This window comes from Bacillus sp. XT-4 (assembly GCF_050864245.1).
Classification (GTDB): Bacteria; Bacillota; Bacilli; order Bacillales; family Bacillaceae; genus Bacillus; species Bacillus altitudinis.
The window spans coordinates 410,048-429,490 of sequence record NZ_JBPAFI010000003.1 but is presented as its reverse complement, the minus strand read 5'-3'; the positions used below and the strand labels follow the sequence as shown (position 1 = coordinate 429,490).

16 protein-coding genes are annotated in these 19,443 nt (G+C 40.5%); 9 read left to right on the top strand and 7 right to left on the bottom strand.

The genetic code is table 11. From position 1 onward, the window contains the following. Positions 1-56 precede the first annotated feature (56 nt). The 4 genes from ACRRMM_RS11960 to ACRRMM_RS11945 are packed head-to-tail and all read right to left on the bottom strand — an operon-like array spanning position 57 to position 2,083. On the bottom strand, positions 57-443 hold the full coding sequence (locus ACRRMM_RS11960) for a phage holin family protein (RefSeq protein ID WP_007500042.1): 387 nt from the start codon (positions 441-443) through the stop codon (positions 57-59). After that, on the bottom strand, positions 444-638 hold the full coding sequence (locus ACRRMM_RS11955) for a PspC domain-containing protein (protein ID WP_008348183.1): 195 nt from the start codon (positions 636-638) through the stop codon (positions 444-446). A 6-nt stretch (positions 639-644) separates the two neighbouring features. After that, a complete protein-coding gene (locus ACRRMM_RS11950; protein ID WP_007500040.1) occupies positions 645-1,736 on the bottom strand; it encodes a DUF4097 family beta strand repeat-containing protein in 1,092 nt (363 codons plus the stop codon). Between the two features lie 11 nt (positions 1,737-1,747). Next, on the bottom strand, positions 1,748-2,083 hold the full coding sequence (locus ACRRMM_RS11945; protein WP_008348186.1) for a hypothetical protein: 336 nt from the start codon (positions 2,081-2,083) through the stop codon (positions 1,748-1,750). Between the two features lie 197 nt (positions 2,084-2,280). Between ACRRMM_RS11945 and ACRRMM_RS11940 the strand changes: the two genes are divergently transcribed. After that, on the top strand, positions 2,281-2,511 hold the full coding sequence (locus ACRRMM_RS11940) for a hypothetical protein (RefSeq protein WP_008348188.1): 231 nt from the start codon (positions 2,281-2,283) through the stop codon (positions 2,509-2,511). 32 nt (positions 2,512-2,543) lie between these two features. Here ACRRMM_RS11940 and uvrA read toward each other — a convergent pair whose 3' ends face one another. The 3 genes from uvrA to ACRRMM_RS11925 all read right to left on the bottom strand — a co-directional run bounded on the left by uvrA (position 2,544) and on the right by ACRRMM_RS11925 (position 7,949). Next, the gene (gene uvrA, locus ACRRMM_RS11935; protein ID WP_098680729.1) at positions 2,544-5,420 is read right to left on the bottom strand and encodes an excinuclease ABC subunit UvrA; all 2,877 of its coding nucleotides are present in this window, start codon (positions 5,418-5,420) and stop codon (positions 2,544-2,546) included. A gap of 7 nt (positions 5,421-5,427) precedes the next feature. Continuing rightward, positions 5,428-7,413: an excinuclease ABC subunit UvrB gene (uvrB, locus tag ACRRMM_RS11930; protein WP_035389639.1), complete on the bottom strand. Its 1,986-nt coding sequence runs from the start codon at positions 7,411-7,413 to the stop codon at positions 5,428-5,430. A 290-nt stretch (positions 7,414-7,703) separates the two neighbouring features. Further along, on the bottom strand, positions 7,704-7,949 hold the full coding sequence (locus ACRRMM_RS11925) for a CsbA family protein (RefSeq protein WP_008348197.1): 246 nt from the start codon (positions 7,947-7,949) through the stop codon (positions 7,704-7,706). Positions 7,950-8,233: 284 nt separating this feature from the next. On the opposite strand from ACRRMM_RS11925, the gene ACRRMM_RS11920 reads away from it, so the two are divergent. The 8 genes from ACRRMM_RS11920 (at position 8,234) to ACRRMM_RS11885 (ending at position 19,436) form a co-directional block, all read left to right on the top strand. Next, positions 8,234-10,759, top strand: coding sequence for a PEP/pyruvate-binding domain-containing protein (locus tag ACRRMM_RS11920; RefSeq protein ID WP_428828634.1), 2,526 nt, complete (start codon positions 8,234-8,236; stop codon positions 10,757-10,759). Positions 10,760-10,849: 90 nt separating this feature from the next. Then, positions 10,850-11,422 carry a TetR/AcrR family transcriptional regulator gene (locus ACRRMM_RS11915; RefSeq protein WP_008348201.1) on the top strand — a complete coding sequence of 191 codons (573 nt, stop codon included), beginning with the start codon at positions 10,850-10,852 and terminating at the stop codon, positions 11,420-11,422. A gap of 40 nt (positions 11,423-11,462) precedes the next feature. Further along, positions 11,463-12,797, top strand: coding sequence for an MFS transporter (locus ACRRMM_RS11910; protein WP_148779757.1), 1,335 nt, complete (start codon positions 11,463-11,465; stop codon positions 12,795-12,797). Positions 12,798-13,065: 268 nt separating this feature from the next. After that, positions 13,066-14,049, top strand: a complete 984-nt coding sequence (locus tag ACRRMM_RS11905) for a YncE family protein (RefSeq protein ID WP_057079000.1) — start codon at positions 13,066-13,068, stop codon at positions 14,047-14,049. Beyond that, a complete protein-coding gene (locus tag ACRRMM_RS11900; RefSeq protein ID WP_024719907.1) occupies positions 14,046-14,732 on the top strand; it encodes a response regulator transcription factor in 687 nt (228 codons plus the stop codon). The genes ACRRMM_RS11905 and ACRRMM_RS11900 overlap by 4 nt, the downstream gene beginning before the upstream one ends. After that, positions 14,729-16,147 carry a HAMP domain-containing sensor histidine kinase gene (locus tag ACRRMM_RS11895; protein ID WP_217816129.1) on the top strand — a complete coding sequence of 473 codons (1,419 nt, stop codon included), beginning with the start codon at positions 14,729-14,731 and terminating at the stop codon, positions 16,145-16,147. Before ACRRMM_RS11900 ends, ACRRMM_RS11895 begins: the two co-directional genes overlap by 4 nt. A 150-nt stretch (positions 16,148-16,297) precedes the next feature. Beyond that, positions 16,298-18,412, top strand: a complete 2,115-nt coding sequence (locus ACRRMM_RS11890; RefSeq protein WP_428828635.1) for an ArnT family glycosyltransferase — start codon at positions 16,298-16,300, stop codon at positions 18,410-18,412. 31 nt (positions 18,413-18,443) lie between these two features. Beyond that, on the top strand, positions 18,444-19,436 hold the full coding sequence (locus tag ACRRMM_RS11885) for a glycosyltransferase family 2 protein (protein ID WP_035701555.1): 993 nt from the start codon (positions 18,444-18,446) through the stop codon (positions 19,434-19,436). The last annotated feature ends 7 nt before the right edge of the window (positions 19,437-19,443 follow it).

The following is a 19,443-nucleotide window of genomic DNA, read 5'->3' as shown; positions in this document are numbered from 1 at the left end:
ACGGTTTTTATGACAGATGGAACGGGGAAACGATATAAATTCACACAAAAAAACCGTTAGCTTTTTTTCGCTAACGGTTCCACGATTCCTTTCTGTATGAGCAGATGGAAAATGGATAAAATGACAGCCATCCAAATGGCCGTTCCAAACCCATCAATGTTAAAACTATCTCCCATAAAGCTTGAGGTCATCATCAGTGTGATGGCATTAATGACAAAGAGGAACAATCCTAGTGAAAGTACTGTCACTGGCAGCGTTAAAATGATCAAAAACGGCTTCACTAAAATATTGAGCAAGGACAAAATAATACTTGCTACAATCGCTGCGCCAAAGCCTTCAATATACACACTACCAAGGCCTGGCAGAATGCCTGAATCAAAATATCCAGCAATGACGATTAAAAGTAATGCATTGACGAAAATACTAACGATCCATCTAAGCATTTAGTTAGTGCCTTCTTCCGGAACAACAAAATACCAGATGAAGTAGATCAAGAATATCGGCATAAATGCTGTCATAAATCCGATGATCACCGTTAAAATACGAAGCAGGGATGCATCGACACTTAAGTATTCAGCAAGTCCACCGACAACACCCGCTATTTTTTTATCTGTCGCTGAACGATAAAGCTTCTTCATGTAGAATCACTCCTTGTCTGATTGGTGCTTTACTTGGATTGAGCCTGTTTTTGTTTCTGCAAAAATGGATATATTGTGCTCCGCCTGTTGATTGGCTTTGATCATTTTCTCTTTTTGCAGCGTTTCATTTTTCTCTTTAATCATATTTGCATCAAGCAGCTCATGAGAGATCGATCCGAGATTGCTTTTCAGCTCCGCAGTCACTGCACAAGCACGCGGAATCTGAACGTCCACACTGCCTGTTGTCGTTTTTGCATAGATCGAACGGCATTTCTCATCTGACAGCTGAACAGCAATGTTCCCATTGAAGCTCTGTGCATCAATTGATTCACTTTTCCCGCGCAGGTCAATGAGCCCATTAATGGTTTCTACTTCAATCATACCACACTCGTGATCAGCCAGTTTGATTTGTCCATTTGCTGTTTCAATTCCAACTTTTTCTGCTTGTAAAGAGGCAAAAGAGACGACTCCATTTGTTGTTTTTGCAGCCAGTTCTTTTGTCTTTAGCTTTTCCCCGCGAATCGGTCCATTAAACAGTTTGACTTTGATCTTATCGTATTGGATACGTGGTACATACAGGGTGACATTGACCTTCATGGTCTTCTTTTCAGTTCGGATAAAAAATTTGTCCCCTTCAAGCCCGCAATCCAGATGTTGAAGAAATTGCTGTCTGGCCTGCTCTCCATCCTCTGCACGGTAAATTTTCGCATGACACTCTGCCCGAACATCCCCATCATCCCAAGGCATCAAATTGAGACTGCCGTTTGCCAATTGAATATCTAAATGAGATAGTGCCGCGTCTTTGAATTGAAAAATGTGTTCAACGTCGACGGACTGTCCAAAGTTCAAATCAAGATCGACATCTTTGACCTTTTTCACCGCCGAATCTAACCATCCAAACAGCTTTGCACCGAGGTTTTCAGTACCAGTTCCTTTATTCTCTGTGCCAGCTTTTTCTTCATGAAAGGTATGATCAGCCGTTGATTTTTCTAGTGAAATGGACTGATTTTCTTCTAATTTTTCAAGTAGCGTAATTGCTTCTTTTGCAGATAATGTCCCGTCTTCTACTAATTTTAAAATGCGTTCTTTTTCATTCATACAAAGCCCTCCTACGATTTGATGGATTGAAGCACTTTAATACCTTGAATGATATTCCAAATGACAGAGATCAAAAAGCCAATGGCGACTAAAAAGGACAAGATAAGTACGGTGAACACTGGAACGAGTGAGTCGCTTGCCTGTGTCGTCAATAAAAAGGGGATAGCTCCAAAAACCAGCAGCACACACGCTGCGACTGGCAAAACATGTGACCACAATGCACGCAGCGAATGCCGTTTCGTTTCCTTTTGATCCACTACAAAATATGCCACGATCGGTACAATAAACGGCATGAAAAATACACTAAAATAACAAATAGATGCAATGATCGACTGATCTCTGTTCATATATATTCGCTCCTTCATGATGAAAATTCCTTTCTAACTCATACGTTTATGGCGTATAAAAAGTTTCAAACTCATTCGATTTACATATGTCCTTAGACACAAATTATTTCTTTTTGCACCTAAGTGTAGATTCTTCATGGATTACCCTTTAAAATATGTTGAAAAGATGGTGATTATCATTATAGGGGGTAATTATTTTGACAGATCATCATAATGCTAACCACACGGCACAAACGCTTTTAGACCTTATACAGAAACAGAAAAGCATGAACAGCGATATGATCAAGGAGCTAGAGGCCATTCATCCGTCTCATCCGAAGTATGGTGATATCCGTTATTTAAAAGTACTGCTCGATAGTAGCAGCACTCATATTTTAAAGGATTTAACGCACCTCAGTAACTTAATGCCAAAGGAAGATGTGCAATAAAAGGAAAACCCCTCTTTCCGAGGGGTTTTTCTTTATGAGGATGTCACACTTTCTGTTTCTTTGACTAACTGTTTCATTCGCTCACGATCACGCTCTAAAATCGGTTTTAAGTATCGACCGGTGTAAGAAGCTTCTTCTTTAGCAATGTGTTCAGGTGTTCCTGAAGCAATAATCGTTCCTCCACCAGCACCGCCTTCTGGTCCTAGATCAACAAGGTAATCGGCTGCCTTAATAATATCAAGGTTGTGCTCAATGACCAATACCGTATCCCCGTTTTCGACCAAGCGTTGGAGCACTTTTAACAACCTAGCAATATCATCCACATGAAGACCGGTTGTCGGTTCGTCTAAAATATACAAGGATCTTCCGTTTGAACGGCGGTGAAGCTCAGATGCCAATTTCACACGCTGCGCCTCTCCACCAGACAATGTCGTGGCAGGCTGCCCAAGTGTAATGTATCCTAATCCAACATCAAAGATCGTTTGCAGCTTCCGCTTAATTTTCGGGATATTCTCGAAAAATTGAAGTGCGTCCTCTACCGTCATTTCAAGCACATCGGAAATATTTTTCCCTTTATACGTGACCTCTAGCGTCTCGCGGTTATAACGTTTCCCGTGACACACTTCACAAGGCACATATACATCAGGTAAAAAGTGCATTTCAATTTTAATAATGCCATCTCCACGACACGCTTCGCAGCGTCCACCTTTCACGTTAAAGCTGAATCGCCCCTTTTTATAGCCTCGTACCTTCGCTTCATTGGTTTGCGCAAAAACATCCCGCACGTCATCAAATACACCTGTATACGTAGCAGGATTGGATCTTGGTGTACGGCCAATTGGAGATTGATCAATATCAATGACTTTGTCTAAGTGATCCATTCCTTTGATTTCTTTGTGCTGTCCTGGCTTCGCTTTTGCTCTGTGCAGTTTTTGGGCAAGGGATTTCAATAAAATTTCATTCACAAGTGTACTTTTCCCTGATCCTGACACACCTGTCACAGCGGTAAAGACACCTAAAGGAAACTTCGCATTCACGTTTTTAAGATTGTTTTCTTTTGCCCCTTTAATTTCAATGAAGCGGCCGTCAGGCTTTCTTCTCTCGATCGGAAGCGGGATGAATTTCTCACCAGATAAATATTGTCCAGTCAACGATTTTGGGTCTTTCATGACTTCTTCTGGCGTTCCAGCTGAAATCACTTCTCCTCCATGAACCCCTGCACCTGGTCCAATATCAATGAGATAATCAGCAGCAAGCATCGTATCTTCATCATGTTCTACGACAATCAGTGTGTTTCCAATATCACGCATGTTTTTCAATGTTCCAATCAACCGGTCATTATCCCGTTGGTGCAGACCAATCGATGGTTCATCTAAAATATAAAGAACGCCTGTCAGTCTTGATCCAATTTGTGTCGCCAAACGAATCCGCTGCGCCTCCCCGCCTGATAATGTGCCAGCAGACCGGCTTAATGTCAAATAATCTAATCCGACATTATTTAAGAAGGATAAGCGCTCTTTGATTTCACGTAAAATGAGCTGGGCAATCTGCAAATCTTTCTCAGACAACTCAATTTTCTCATAGAAATCAAGGGCATCAGATACAGACAAATCGGTCATTTCTCCGATATGTTTGCCATTGATGAGAACCGCAAGCGTTTCTTTTTTCAGGCGGTATCCTTTACAGGTCGGGCATGGCTGATTGGCCATATATTTTTCCATTTGCTCCCGAATATAATCGGAGCTCGTTTCCTTGTAGCGCCGTTCAATGTTACGAAGCACACCTTCAAACTCGATTTCATTTTCACGGACCTGACCAAAATCATTTTCATATTTAAAATAAATCAGCTCAGAGCCGCTGCCATATAAAATTTTATCAAATAAATGCGCCGGAATATCTTTTACTGGAATGTCCATGTCAATTCCATAGTGTGTACATACCGCCTCAAGAAGCTGCGGGTAATATTGTGAGCTTTGAGGCTCCCATGGGGCAATGGCATGCTGACGTAAAGTCAAATCCTTATTCGGAATCACAAGCTCTGGATCTACTTCTAGTTTAGAACCAAGCCCATCACAGCTTGGACAGGCACCGAAAGGGCTATTAAACGAGAACATTCTTGGCTCAAGTTCCCCAATAGAGAATCCACAGTGCGGACAAGCATGATGCTCACTAAATAACAGCTCCTCTTGTCCAATCACATCAATCATCACACGACCTTCACCAAGTCGGAGTGCCGTTTCAAGAGAATCAGACAACCGTGCCGCCACGCCTTCTTTCACGACAATTCGATCAATCACCACTTCAATGGAATGCTTTTTATTCTTTTCAAGCTCGATCTCTTCTGACAGGTCCTCCATCTCACCATCAACTCTGACTCGAACGTAGCCCTGCTTCCGAATTTGATCAAGTACTTTCACGTGAGTTCCCTTACGTCCAGATACGACCGGAGCAAGCACTTGTAGTTTCGTTCGTTCTGGATACTCTAAAATGCGGTCTGTCATTTGCTCAATCGTCTGTGATGTAATTTCGATCCCATGAATAGGACAAATCGGTTTTCCGACTCGAGCATATAATAGACGCAAGTAATCATAAATTTCTGTAACAGTCCCAACGGTTGATCGAGGGTTCCTGCTTGTCGTTTTCTGGTCAATACTAATCGCTGGAGAAAGCCCTTCAATCGCATCTACATCTGGTTTGTCCATTTGACCGAGAAATTGACGTGCATAGGCTGACAGTGATTCAACATACCTACGCTGACCTTCTGCATAAATGGTATCGAAGGCAAGCGACGATTTTCCCGAACCAGATAAACCCGTAATGACCACTAGCTGATCGCGCGGGATATTGACATCAATATTTTTAAGGTTGTGGGCTCTTGCCCCTTTCACCTCTATTCGTTCCATAGCCATCAGGCATTCATCCTTCCGCTTTTAGCTCTAGCAATAGATCTCTTAATTCTGCTGCTTTTTCAAAATCAAGCGCTTTTGCTGCATCTTTCATTTCCATCTCGACGTTTTCGATCACTTTTTCTCGTTCTTTTTTGCTCATTTTTGACAACTTTGGTGCTGCTTTTGTTTCGTATTCTTCTGAATCCTCATGTACTTTTGTTGCCTTGATCACATCTCGAATCTTCTTATGGATCGTTTGCGGAGTGATACCAAATTTCTCATTATACGCTTCTTGCTGCTCACGTCTCCGCTTTGTTTCTTGTATGGCAATGTCCATTGATTTCGTCATATTGTCTGCATACATGATAACTCGGCCTTCTGCATTTCTTGCAGCACGACCAATCGTCTGGATGAGGGATCTTTCTGAACGTAAAAAGCCTTCTTTATCCGCATCTAAAATCGCCACGAGCGACACCTCTGGAATATCCAAGCCTTCTCGAAGAAGGTTGATCCCTACAAGCACATCATATTTTCCGAGACGTAAATCACGAATAATCTCAATCCGTTCGAGTGTCTTAATTTCTGAGTGCAGATAATTGACCTTGATTCCGATTTCTTTCAGATAATCTGTCAGATCCTCAGACATTTTCTTCGTTAAAGTCGTCACAAGCACACGCTCATTTTTCTCAACTCTTGCATGAATTTCCCCAATTAAGTCATCGATTTGTCCTTCAATCGGACGGACTTCAATGATTGGATCAAGCAAACCGGTTGGACGAATAATTTGTTCCACGACCTCTGGCGTTTTCTCAAGCTCGTATGGGCCAGGTGTTGCGGATACATGCACAATATGGTTAATGTGCTTTTCAAACTCATCAAATGTGAGTGGTCTATTATCAAGTGCTGACGGCAGACGGAATCCGTGATCAACAAGCACTTGTTTTCTTGCCTGGTCCCCATTGTACATGGCGCGAATTTGCGGGATGGTCACGTGTGACTCATCGACAACAATCATAAAATCATCCGGAAAATAATCAAGCAATGTATAAGGTGTTGAACCAGGCGGACGTAAGGTGAGATGTCTTGAGTAGTTCTCAATCCCTGAACAAAAGCCCATCTCTCTCATCATCTCAAGGTCATACCTTGTCCGCTGCTCAAGACGCTGTGCTTCAAGCAGTTTCCCGTTTTCACGAAGCTTTTCCAACTGTTCCTCAAGCTCTTTTTCAATATTAATAATCGCTTTTTCCATCTTTTCTTCTCTTGTGACGAAGTGAGATGCTGGGAAAATAGCAACGTGGTCACGATCACCGAGAATTTCTCCAGTGAGAGCATCTACTTCACGAATACGTTCAATTTCATCACCGAAAAACTCCACTCTGATACAATGCTCATCTCGTGAAGCAGGAAAAATTTCAACGACGTCTCCTCGAACTCTGAAGGTTCCGCGCTGAAAATCTATATCATTACGAGAATACTGAATATCCACAAGCTTACGCAGCAGCTGATTGCGTTCAATTTCCATTTCAGTTCGTAAAGACAGCACAAGCTCTCTGTATTCTTCAGGAGAACCTAAGCCATAAATACAGGACACACTGGCAATGATGATGACATCTCTCCGCTCAAATAATGAGGATGTGGCGGAGTGCCTTAGCTTATCGATCTCATCATTAATGCTGGCATCCTTTTCAATAAATGTATCAGTTTGAGGAACATACGCCTCAGGCTGGTAATAATCATAATAACTCACAAAATATTCAACAGCATTATTTGGAAAAAATTCCTTGAACTCGCTGTATAATTGTCCGGCAAGTGTCTTGTTATGCGCAATGACAAGTGTTGGTTTGTTCACTTCTTTGATCAGGTTGGATACAGTAAAGGTCTTTCCCGTACCTGTAGCACCTAACAGCGTTTGATGCTGTTTCCCCTGATGGATGCCCTCCACAAGCTTTTCAATGGCTTTTGGCTGATCTCCTTGGGGCTGATAGTTAGAAACTAATTCAAAGCGGTCACTCACATCAAAGCCTCCGTTTCGTTACGAAATCTATCTAATGAATATATTATCATAAAAGAACACAAAAATACGAACTAAAGTTCGTGTCTGACTTGATTTTTATTTCCAATACAACCATACCCTCTCTGCCGTGGCTCATAACCCTCTAAAGAAACCTTCCTTTCAGTATGGAACATTTTGGAGCGAGATATTCGATCAGCAGAAAAACCACAAAAAAGAAAGCTGCACTCACTAGAATCGTAAGCACAGCTCCTGCAATCAAAAACATTTTCTTTTCATCAAGAGGGATCACATCAATGATGTTTTTCAGCCTTCTCTCTTTTTTCGACTTCTTTCTTGGCCATAAACAATGCCCCGGCCACTAGAGAAATAATATCTAATCCTACGATAAAGTAGGTTTCTGTATAGCCTTTCATATACGAAGCAAATAAAAGCGCTGCTGTTAATGCAATGCCAACGTAATGATTATAAGTAACCTTTGAAAATAAAATAACGAGCAAGAAAGGAAAAACAAGTGCAAATATGGCTTTTGTAATCACAAAAACCCTCCCTCTACATGGTCTACTCCCTTGATTATAGTAAAGATTGGCATAATGAACAATTCACAGTTTTCAATTTCAGCTTTTTTCTTCTCGGTTGAAGACTTTTGATATAGATGAGGAGGAAAATTAGTGAAAACGTCCCCTTTCTAAAGATAGGTCTTTACGTCTTTGACAGTTACATCCAATAAATTCTATGATGAAAATGATAGTGCGCACTATCATTTTAAAAAACAAAAAGAGACAAATGAAACCATTGGCTATTTGGATAAGGGGGCATTCCCATGTATTCAGTATTATTTCATGCGGCTGAAGAATCCGCATCACTCGCAGGGGCAAAAGGCGTGAATTTAATTAAATTAAACAATCACGGACTGCCAGTTCCAGATGGATTTATTATTAAAACGAACAGCTTTGCAAGCTTTCTTTCATATCACAATTTCCATCCAACTGATCAAAACCTTGCCCGAAAAATCACAGAAGCTTCGTTTCCTTCACAAATGGAGACAGAATTACTTTCATCCTTTCAATCATTGTTGAAAACATATCCATCCGTTGCAGTGCGATCCTCTTCTGTTGCGGAAGATCTCGAAGGCGCCTCCTTTGCAGGTCAATACGAGACCTATTTAAATATCAAAACAAATGAAGAGTTCTTGCAAGCCGTCAAAGAATGTTGGTCGTCTTACTTCGCAGCAAGAGTCGCAGAATATAAGGAAGAAATGATTGAGAACGAGGAAGAGATGCCGCTCATGGCTGTTGTTGTACAAGGATTGATCCATTCTGACATCTCTGGTGTCATCTTTAGTGAGAATCCTGTATCAGGAAAAACAAACGAAGTCATGATGACTGCAAGCTATGGACTAGGAGAAGCCATCGTCTCCGGCCTTGTGACGCCAGATACATTTATTGTAAACAAAGAAACGTACTCTATTGAAAAATCACTAGGAACAAAAGAAGTGCAAATTGTCCCCTGTCAAGAGGGTGTCATTGAACAACCCGTAGGTGAAGAGATGGCTGGCCAATTTTGTCTTCGAGATGATCAATTGATCCAAATCACGAAAATGACAAAACAAGTAGAAGCCCTTTATGGACATGGAGTAGATATCGAATTCGGCATGTCAGATGGTACTTTTTATTTACTTCAAGCAAGACCGATTACTGCTTCTTTTTCCAATACAGCAAATGGCTCCTCAGGTGCAGCCTTTCAAATGAAACCTGAAGAGCTGCAAGACTTCTGGATCTCAATGGACGATCATATGCCTGGACCCACAAGTCCTCTTTTTTCAAGTTTGATCATACCTGCTTTAAAAAACGGGATGAAGAAAAACGGAGAGAAGTATCAAGTACCAGACCTTAACATTAAAGATATCAAGCTTTATAGAGGCCATTTGTATTCTTCACCGTCTATGCCAGAAGCGTCAGCGGAACCAGTTTTTGACGAGAGCCTATTCGAAATGTTTCCTCGTTTAAGCGAAAGAATGTATCGCATTTTAAAGCAAAACTTGTTCCCATTATACGAAAAACTTGATCGGCAAATCACTCAACCGCTAACAATTGATGAAGCCATTAATGGTTTTCAAGAATTAAAAGAGATTTATCTAAGAGCGTATGACGACCATTTTGACATTGTCATACCTCAAGTCATTCTATCAGCGATCATTGAAGACATGCTTGTCTCATATACTGGCGATCAAACACAAGTCGTCCTGCTGCATGAAATGATGATAGGTGTGATGAACAAGTCTCTTGAAACAGATCAAAAGCTATCTCACTTGGCAAAAGACGTTCTTCAAGATTCGGAACTTCTTCAAGCATTTACAGATCATTCAGCGAATGCTGAACTATTATATGCACTCAATCATACAGAAAAAGGGAAAAACTTCATTTCCAAAGTAGAAGATTTTCTCCAAGTCTATGGTTGGCGGTCTGTTAAAAGCCATGATTTCACAGAGGAAACATGGGTGGAAAATCCTGAATTTGTCTTGGACATCATTAGAAACAACATTCGGCACCAATCTGATTTTGATGAAGAATTTGCACAAGCCGTGATCAAAAGGCAAGAAACGTATGAACAGTTTATCAGTCAAGTGACAGATGAAGCGTTTAAAACAAAATTTGAAGAACTTTATCATTTTGCACTCCATGCAGCCAATATTCGAGATGATCATCACTTTTACATTGATGCCATGTTAGATGCAAAAGCGAGACTCTATCTCTTAAAAATTGGTGAACTTCTTGTTCAAAAAGGAGCGATCCCTCATCAAGAAGACCTTTGGTATCTTTACGATGATGAAGTACTCAATGCGCTCACAACTTCGACCACATACGATTCGATCATTCAGCAAAGAAAAATTGAAATGAAGGAAAATGAATCCATCCAACCACCAGCTTATACAGGAACGCCTTCTGAAGCTGAATTGCAGCAAGTAGAAAGAATGCTTGGTTCTCTAAGGGAAAATGCAAACAACACAGACGATGCAATCTATGGAATTGGTGCATCTAGCGGCATTACTTCTGGAAGAGTCAGAGTCATTACATCTGCTGATGAATTTTCACAATTTGAAAAAGATGACATTTTAGTTTGTAAAACAACGACACCTTTATGGACCAGCTTATTTAGAGACGCCAAAGCAGTCATCACCGATTCTGGCGGTATTTTGTCCCATTCCGCTATTATCGCTAGAGAATATATGATACCGGCTGTCTTAGGCACACGGATCGCAACTGAAAAACTAAAATCTGGCGACCTCGTGACAGTAGATGGAGCCAATGGGCGTATCCAGTTATTAAATCAGCATTCACGGGCATAGTCGTCACTGTTTGGATCATATTGGCGGTCACAGATTTTATCGGTATACTTACTTTGTTGCAAACACATTCATAACCTGAGGTGAGTATGCTTGTTAAAATCAACAAATCAACGGATCATTCGCGCAACAATGGAATTATTGTCTGAAAAGGGCTATCAAAAAACAACGACAAAAGAAATTGCTACAAAAGCGAATGTAAGTGAAGCGACAATTTTTCGTAACTTTAAAAACAAACGCGGCGTGATTGCTGCCATTATGAAAATGAAATCAACACCGACCAAAACCCTTGAAGCTGAATTTAAAGACGATTTATACACCGATTTAAAATTTCTCGGTAGCTATTTCCTTGAAGATTTGACTTCAAAAAAAGAATTTATCTATATCAGCATGAGAGAACCGGCTATGTTTAAAGATTTAACAGACCATGAAAAAATTTATCCTCAAGAATTGAGAGACATGCTGATTCATTATTTCAAAAAAATGAGTGCTCAGCATCGTGTATTAGAGGGAAAAGAAGACATCTATGCAGATATATTTATTAGCACGTATTTTGGCTTTTTCATTCAACAGCTAGAGCAAGACATTCAGCTTGTTTTAACACAAAAAGAAGACTTTATTGAGACATGCACACACATTTTCATGAGAGGAATTTCCCCCACTTAATTGGGTGAAATTCTTCTTTTTTACAAAGGTGGTAAACACATTGAATCTTAAAAAAGAGAACTTGATCATTTATTCTTTGCTGCTTGGAGCTATTTTAGTTCCAGTCAATTCAACCATGATCGCAGTCGCTCTATCATCTATATCAACTTATTACGATCAATCCATATCAAACATTACTTGGGTGGTCACGATTTATCTAATTGTCATGGCAGTCACTCAACCTATTGCGGGTAAGCTGGGAGATATATACGGCCACCGCAGCATGTATTTAGCTGGTGTGATACTCTTTTTGATTGGCTCCATTGGATGTGCTTTCGCACCTAATCTTGCTTTTCTTATTAGCTTCCGATCAATTCAAGCGGCAGGCGGAGCTATATTAACGCCGAACAGCATTGCTTTAATTCGAGCAACAGTATCACATGAAAAGCTTTCTAAAACTATGGGATTTTTCGGTTTTGGAGCGGGAATTGGTGCCGCACTTGGACCTTTTATTGGCTCTATTCTCATTCAGAACTTTGACTGGCATTCCATTTTCCTAGTGAATATACCATTTTTGATTCTCACACTTGTGACAGGCGTTTTTATGATTCCGAAGATGAAACATACGCGTTTACAAGCCAATGTAGATATCATCGGTTCGTTATACTTAACAATCGGGATCGCCACACTCATTTTGTTTACTAAAAGCCAAGTATTAAACGAATACATGATCTATGGCGTTCTAGCGGTCATTTCCATTCCTTTATTTTTCAAACACGTACGGAAAGTTACAAATCCCATCATTGATTTGACATTATTTAAAAACAGTACCTTTACGAACGCTAACCTTTCTATCATGCTTAGTAATTTTGTGATGTACGCGATTCTTCTCATTATGCCGCTGTTTATGGAGCAAAAACTCGCGCTTTCTCATACACAAAGCGGGATTTTCCTTTCGATCTTTTCACTCTGTATGTCGATTAGTGGATTACTCGGGGCAAAGCTCCATCCAATAAAAGGTGCCAAAAAAATGATTCGATTTTCATTTCTCTGTCTTACTTTATCCGGTGTTATGCTGATCACACTAAGCAGCTACCCAAATTTACCACTCCTTATCATCACATTAGTCGCTGGGGGGATCTCATCAGGTATTGGCATGACTAGCATGCAGATGGCTTCTTTAACATCTGTTGATCAGAGTTTATCCGGCTCTGCATCTGGGATTTTTTCTACCTTTAGATATTTCGGAAGTATCATTTCATCTACTTTAATTGGTATATTAAGTGGTTTTCAATCTTTATTTATCGTATTAATGGGCGCAGGTATTCTTGGTTTCCTCCTCTCTCATCGTCTAAAAACGAAATCCACTTCTCATTCATCTGAACACTCTGCTTAACGACTCCCTTCGCTCTATTTAGGGCGGGGGAGCTATGATTATTTGTTACTGTAACCGATTATGAATACAATGATCAAACTGTGAAAATGATCTTTTACTCATGAAAAAATGTCATATGAATAAACGAAAAAGAAATTTCAGCTTTCATTTACCTCTACTTCCCCACCTAAAAACTTCTTTTCATATCTTCCAGCATTCATAACTTCGATTTTTTTTCACAATTTTTGTGTTATGCTTTTTGAAAATAGAGCACCAAAGGAGCAGAAGGATGAAACGAGTGAAATATTTTTTAATATGCTTGTCAGCTCTACTATTTTTCCTAGCAGGCTGCGGAAAAGACCAGCAATTTACGCCCCCTGGCAGCTCTCAATCAATTGCTGTCATTTCTCAACTAAAAAAAGCCTCCTTTTCAATCGTTGATTTACAAAAAAATAAAATTGTCTCTTCCGTTGATTTAAAACATCCTCTCACTGATCTTGTTCACATCAACAAAGACGTGATCATTGCATCAAGTAAGGAAGGACAATCTCTTATAGAAATCAATTTAAAAAAAGGAACAGCAGCGGACTATATGGATATGAATAAAGGTCTGACTTCACTTGCGTATGATGCGGATACCAACACTTTACTTGTGACCGATTCAGAGAAAAATGTCGTTTATTTTATCGATACAGTGCACAAGAAAATAAAAGCAACTGTGAAGACCGGGACATTCCCCTCTTCTATGGCGTTGTCTTCTTCAGGAACGTTGTTTGTTTTAAATGCAAAAAGTCATTCTGTTTCAGTCATTGATATTGAAAAGAAAAAAAAGATACGAACGATTTCCGTCCTAGAACGGCCATCTGGCATTCATTTTGATGGGCATTCCATTTGGGTTGGAGGGCACGGTAAACCGGGCACATTAAATAAGAGCATTTTTGCTTACGACCCTAAAACAGGTAAAAAACAGCGAGAAATCAAACTAGGTGTTATGCCAGTCGCATTTTTTTCAGAAAAAAACTCTTCTACTTTATATGTATTATGTCATGGAGACCACACACTATATAAAGTAAATACCGAGAAAAACAAACTGCTTTCCTCTGTTGAGACCGGTCAAAATCCGAATTATATCACTGCTGATTCCTCATCTATATATGTCAGTAACTTAGATGACAATTCAGTATCCGTCATCGACAAACATACATTTATGTTGAAGAACCGACTGAACATCCCAGCAGGACCTTATGCTATCATGTTGGAGGAAAAGAAATGAAAGAACAGATGAATATTTTAATAGTAGATGATGAATTAGATATGCTTGAGTTAATCGGATCCTTTTTGCAGAGACAAGGCTTTCACGTGATAACTGCAAATAATGGCACGGGCGCCTTACATCAGCTTGAAAAAGAGGCCATTGACCTTGTTGTATTGGATATTATGATGCCAGATATGGATGGATTCGAAGTCTGCCAGCGCATCAGGCAAACCTCCCAAATCCCCATTTTATTTTTAACAGCTAGAAGTTATGAAGAAGATCGCATTAAGGGGCTGGAAATTGGCGCAGACGACTACATCATGAAGCCTTTTAGTCTACGTGAGCTTGCAGCTAGAATTGAAACGACATTAAGACGAATTAGAGGTCTTTCTTTAAAGCGCAGTCGAATCATGATTGGTGACTTGGAGATCGATCAAGACGGCAGACAAGTCTATCTCAAGCAAAAGCCCATCAATTTAACAAGAAGAGAATTTGATTTACTTATGTTTCTTCTGCTCAATCAAGGCCAAGTCTTTTCCCGTGAACAGCTCTATCAAAAATTGTGGGAATCACACTCACCTAGTGGCTCTTTAAGAACAGTCGATACACATATTAAAACACTAAGACTGAAATTAAAGGAAGCGGAACGGTATATTAAGACCGTTTGGGGTGTCGGCTATAAGTTTGAGGAGGACAAATGAAGCCATTATCTATTAAAAGGAAAGTGCTTTTCTTAATCCTTTCCGTTATAGGCATCGTTGCTGCCTCAGCTCTTGCCCTGACTTATTACTTATACCAGCACTTATATATAGATAAACAGATTGACTCTTTAAGTTTACAAGGAAAGAAGCTGGCAGAAATCTATCACAAACACGGGAAAGACACATATTTTACTGACAGAATGAAGTGGGCAAATGACTCAAGTCAGGCAAGTGTTATTTTTACTGATGATCCTATGGAGCTTTCAAGCGGTATTCCTTTTGATACGAATACAAACGATAACCTCATTACGTTTAAAGAACGCCAAAAACTTCTTCAGGGGGAAACAGTTGTGTTAATTAGAGAACACCCCCAGTTTCATCAAGATATTCTCGGGATTGCCATCCCTGTGTTCTCAAACAAAAATGATTTATCAGGAACCATTTTCCTCTCTATGCCTTTATCTGATGTGTATGAACCGTTTGTTCAAATTCGATTAACGCTTGGCATCTCTATTTTAATTATCTTGCTTTTGATTTTCTTCATTGGATATAAAAGTTCTAATAAAGTCGTAAGGACGATCAATCAAATGAAAGAAATTGCAATGGAAATGGAATCTGGTGATTTTTCAAAACGCATGGCTGTGACCAAAAAAGGGGATGAGCTAAATCAGCTGAGCCGTTCCTTTAATAAACTGTCCTCTACGTTAGAAAAAGTTGAACAGCATCGCAGAGAGTTCCTTGCTAATGTCTCTCACGAACTGAGAACGCCTTTAAGTTATATGAAAGGCTATGCCGAAGGAATTGAAGAAGGCATTATTGATCAAAAGAAAGGCATGCAGATTATTCAAGACGAATCCACACGATTAAGCCGGCTCGTACATGACCTTCTTGATCTCGCACAGTTAGAGGGGGAATCTTACCCACTAACGATGGAGCCGATCGTCTTTGCGCAGCTTATTCATGATGTTCTTGATCAAATGACATTCATTGCTAGTCAAAAGAGAATCTCGTTCAATCGCGAACTCGAAGAGGATTGTATTATTTATGGTGATAGCGATCGACTTGAGCAAGTCGTTCGTAATTTATTGGACAATGCCATCCATTACACGCCATCAGGAAAATCGATTTCGATTGAATTATTCGTTCACCAACAAACTGCTGAATTGAGAATTACAGATGAAGGCAGCGGAATTCCAAAAGGAGATCTCCCTCATGTCTCTGAGCGTTTTTATCGAGTGAATAAAGCCCGCACAAGAAAAGATGGCGGCTCTGGTCTTGGACTAGCCATTGTTTATCAAATTATAAAAAAACATCGTGGCACGTTCGTTCTTCAATCTGAACAAGGCTTAGGTACGACCGCTATTATACAATTACCAAGTGCAGAGACCACTGAAACTCCGCCTGTCTCCTCATAAAATAAGATGACATCTTTTAAACAAAACAGCTCTTTTCTAGAGCTGTTTTTATACAACAGAAAAATAAAGAATTGGCCTTTTTTTATTAACAATTTATTCATATTTGCTTGTTACACTTTTTTCAAGTTAAGAAAAAGGAGTGACAAGCTTTTGATTAGACGCTTTCAGAAATTTGATCTTTATTTATTTTTCATATTGATTTTATCTGCCATTTTAAACATTTATAACATTTGGAACGACGATACGGTGAACGCTTATTATACAGCGGCGGTCACAAGTATGATGCAAAGCTGGCATAATTTCTTCTTTGCTTCGTTCGATCCCTCAGGTTATGTCACGGTGGATAAACCACCGCTCGCCTTCTGGCTGCAAACGATCAGTGCCAAAATTTTTGGCCTGCATGGCTGGAGTGTGATCTTACCCCAAGCTTTAGCTGGCATTGGATCTGTTTATTTAATCTACCGCCTAGTCAAACCTACATTTGGCCTGGCTGCTGCAAGAGTGTCAGCACTGATTATGGCGTGTACACCAATCGCAGTTGCTGTATCTCGTACAAATAACATTGACAGCTTACTCGTCTTTATTCTTTTACTCGCAACAGCCATGATGTTCAAGGCTGTGAAACAGCAGAAAGTGCTTTGGGCGATTGCTTCTTTTGCAATGATCGGTGTCGGTTTTAATACAAAAATGCTACAAGCGTATATGATTGTACCGGCTCTCGTCCTGTTTTACATCATCGCCTATCGAACGACATGGAAGAAAAAGTTGTTATCGCTGATGATTTCGATGATTGTTCTTTTAGGTGTATCTGCTTCATGGTCTATAGCGGTTGATCTCACTTCCAAAGACAATCGTCCTTATATGGGATCAAGTCAATCAAACTCAGCACTAGAATTAGCCTTTGGTTACAATGGTCTGCAGCGGTTGACTGGTCAACAGTCTGGCGGAGGAGGCGGCACAAATCAGGGTGAGGGACAGCCACCTTCACAGCAGGGTGATCAGCAAAATGACAATAATTCATCCACCATGCCTCAGCCGCCATCAAATGGAACTCAAAACAACTCAGATAATTCAAACCAATCATCCAGTCAGGAACAGCCTTCAATGCAAGGACCACCAAGCAGTGCAAACGGCTCAACACCACCTGATATGCCTTCAGGCGGTAATGGTGATGGACCGCCAAATGGTGGGGGCGGAAAAATGGGAAGTGGTTCTGGCATGTTTGGAACAGGAACAAAAGGGCCATTACGTCTGTTCCAATCTGAACTGTCCGATCAAATCAGCTGGCTGCTTCCATTTGCGCTCTTCGGTGCGATTGGTATCTTCTTCTCGACAGCCTTTGAAAGAAGACGTCTCAATACAAAACAAAAAGAAACACTATTTTGGTTAGCTTGGCTTATACCTGTTGCTGCATTCTTCAGTGTAGCTGGATTTTTCCATCACTATTATTTAATCATGCTGGCACCGCCAATTGCTGTATTAGCAGGAGCAGGATGGGTTTCTATGACTCAATTGTTCCAAACAGGAACTGGCTTTAAAAAATGGTTGCTTCCAATTGCGATATTCGTCACAACCGCATTTGAAATCTTTATCCTATCCACTTTTACAAGCACGATCGGACTTGGACTAAGTATCGCAGTAGGTATCATTGGTGTTGGAACCATCCTTTCTCTGCTCTTGATAAAAGGGAAAGAAAAACTAAAACAATTCATGTCTCTCATTGCCATCCTTGGGATGCTGCTCGCACCACTATACTGGGCAAGCACACCTCTTCTTTACGGAGGAAACAGTATGCTGCCAGAGGCTGGTCCTCAGCTTGCAACTTCAAGTGGCAGCATGAGTTCACAAGTCAATGAAAAGCTGATCAGCTATCTGGAAAAAAACAATACGGGAGAAGAATTCCTATTCGGGACAACAGATGCAACCACTGCTTCGCCTTACATTATTAGAACAGGAAAAGCTGTTATGGCATTAGGTGGATTTAGTGGATCTGATAACATTCTCACGCTTAATGAATTCAAACAGCTCGTTAAAGACGGCAAAATCAAATACTTCTATCTTTCTGGTATGAGAGGCGGCAGCTCTGACATTCTTACTTGGATTCAAAAAAATGGCAAAGAAGTAACTGCTTCTAAATGGCAGAATAGCTCTACATCCAAAACGAACCAGCAAACAGGCAGCCAACAATCCGAACAAAATGATCAGTCAAATGGACGAATGGGCGGAATGGAGAGCGGTACTCTTTATGAACTATCCGTTGATTAATTCATCTATTAAAAGGGAGGAACGATGACTGATGGAAAAGAACATACAATACTCTGTTGTAGTCCCAGTGTATAATGAAGAACTTGTGATCCATGAATCGTATCAGCGCCTCAAGACCGTCATGGATTCGACGGGAGAAGCATATGAGCTTCTCTTCGTCAATGACGGCAGTATGGATCGAACAGCTGAACTGATTAAAGGGTACTGCCAGACTGATCCGCATGTGAGACTTATTGATTTTTCTCGTAACTTTGGGCATCAAATTGCCATTACAGCGGGAATGGATTATGCAAAGGGAGAAGCTGTCGTAGTGATTGATGCGGATTTACAAGATCCACCTGAATTGATTTTAGACATGATTGAAAAATGGAAGGAAGGCTATGAGGTCGTATACGCGGTCCGCACGCAACGAAAAGGCGAAACAGCTTTCAAAAAGTACACGGCTTCCCTTTTCTACCGAGTGCTACGTCAAATCACCGAAGTAGATATTCCTATTGACACCGGCGACTTTAGATTGATGGATCGTAAAGTGTGTCATGAAATGAGAAAAATACGCGAGAAAAACCCATTTGTCCGCGGATTAGTGAGCTGGGTTGGCTTCAAACAGATTGCGGTAGAATATGTTCGGGATGAGCGGTTGGCAGGAGAAACAAAGTACCCTCTCAAAAAAATGCTCAAGCTCTCGATGGATGGGATCACATCTTTTTCTTACAAACCTTTAAAGCTAGCCAGCGTAGCAGGTATTGCCCTTTCAGCTATTGGCTTCATTTCGATGTTTCTAGTTTTATATTTAAAGCTTTTTACTAACAGCACCATCACCGGCTGGAGTTCATTAATTGTCATTCAGCTATTCTTTAGTGGGATCATCCTCTTTATGTTAGGCATGATCGGGGAGTATATCGGCCGAATCTACGATGAAGCCAAGGACCGGCCGCTTTATATCGTCAGGGAGAGCTATGGCCTTCAGGCAAAGCCACATCCCGTTCAATCCCCTGTCCACTTCAAGCAATATAAACAGCATTAAAAAAAGC